Annotated in this window: 1 protein-coding gene; it reads left to right on the forward strand. The window is 40.2% G+C overall.

Going from position 1 to position 1,608, the window contains the following annotated elements; all coding sequences use genetic code 11:
- Positions 1 to 640: 640 nt before the first annotated feature.
- Positions 641 to 1,608, forward strand: a 968-nt coding sequence (locus tag BVER_RS28835; RefSeq protein ID WP_157056301.1) for a hypothetical protein, incomplete at its 3' end; no start/stop codon positions are given.

The following is a 1,608-nucleotide window of genomic DNA, read 5'->3' on the forward strand; positions in this document are numbered from 1 at the left end:
CTAAATGACTTAACTACAATAATTTCACATAGAGGGTAGGATTGGCTAAATGAACTAGTGCTCAAATTGGTTAAGTGAATTGTGTGGAGACCATAGGTTCACTTAGGCAAAACTAGTCTTGAGACCGGAAGGTGATAGGCTAGTTTTAATTCTCTTGAGACCGGAAGGGTATAGAGAGCGAATGGTTTGTCACTAATTTTGGAGCGCCCTAAATCAAATTCCCCTTAGAAGCATGATTAGTGAGTCCCCAATGCACCATGTGATTCACCACTCTTCCTTTATTTGCTAATATCTATCTTAATTGCTTTCTTAGTGTAATTTCATTACTTTTCTTAGTTTACTTCTTGCATGAAAATTAGAAAATAGCAACACAAAAATACAAATTAGCTTGTAACTAGTTAAGAGCTCCCTTTAATCCAATAACCCCTTCCCTGTGATTCGACACCCAAGCTAACTACAACCGACTAGTGACGCTAGGGTTTTTATTATTGATTGAGCCGTGACAAATTTGGCCCTATCAATTGCACACACAATTAGCATACACGCCTAGCGCTCATCAATTTTTGGCGCCGTTGCCGGGGAAGGGCAACGGTTTTTAGGAAACTTTTATCTAGTTGCATAGCTTGTATATAGTGTCATTGTGAATATTGTAAATAGTAGGTTTGTTAGAGTGCTTGAGTCATTTTTCTATTTTTATGTGTTTTTGCTAACCTTATGTTTCAATTTTTCTAGATTTCTTGACCAAATTGAGGATCCAATTCAACAAGCAATGAGGCCGATGTTCTTTGGTGATTATTTTCAACCCGAGTGCGAACAACAATTCATTGAAGAGAGTTGGGGTAATCAAGAACAAGGCTATCAATGCTACCAAGGCAATTCCAACCACATGGGTGAAGACAATTATCAAGCCTCATTTCAACAACAAGAGATGGAGCAAGTAATTATGCAAATGTTGCTTGAGATGAGGGAAGAGAACAGAACAAGGGGTCAAAAATTGGATCTACAGCTGGAAGAGCAAGGAAGACTCATTCTAGAATTACAAGAACAATTGGATGCACAACCTCAAGATAGTTTGCCGAGCGACATGGGGCTAAATCCGGAAGGTGAGGAACAATCGGGTGAAGCCATAGCTATGAATAGTGACAAATTAGAGGTTGAGGAGAGCAATCAAATCATGGAGGAGACACCTAAAGAAATGGGAAAGAGGCCTATGGATAGCGCTTGTTGCTTGCGATTGGATCCCACGGTGCAAGAGGAAGAAAAGCCGAGATCGGAAGAAAAAGCTCAAGTGGAAGAATCACCTTTGGCGGCACGATCAAGAAATGAAGAACATGATCAAGACCTTATGAGCCAATTGTGTGAGATGATAGAAACTTGCTTCAAGGATGATTTGATCTTTCAATTGATGGAGTTTGGCATGGATGATGAGGAAATGCAACCGGCATGTGCAAGTAGTGAAGAGATTGGCAAGGCCGAAGGTTCATCATTGACTACGCAACCGATGGAGGACAATGAAGACCATGAGTTTTTTGAACAACTCATGTTGGAAGAAACGGAAGTAAACAATGGACGTGAAGACGCTTCAAATTCAAAGGAAGTGTTCAAAGA

The sequence above is a fragment of the Candidatus Burkholderia verschuerenii genome (assembly GCF_001189365.1).
GTDB classification, from domain to species: Bacteria; Pseudomonadota; Gammaproteobacteria; order Burkholderiales; family Burkholderiaceae; genus Caballeronia; species Caballeronia verschuerenii.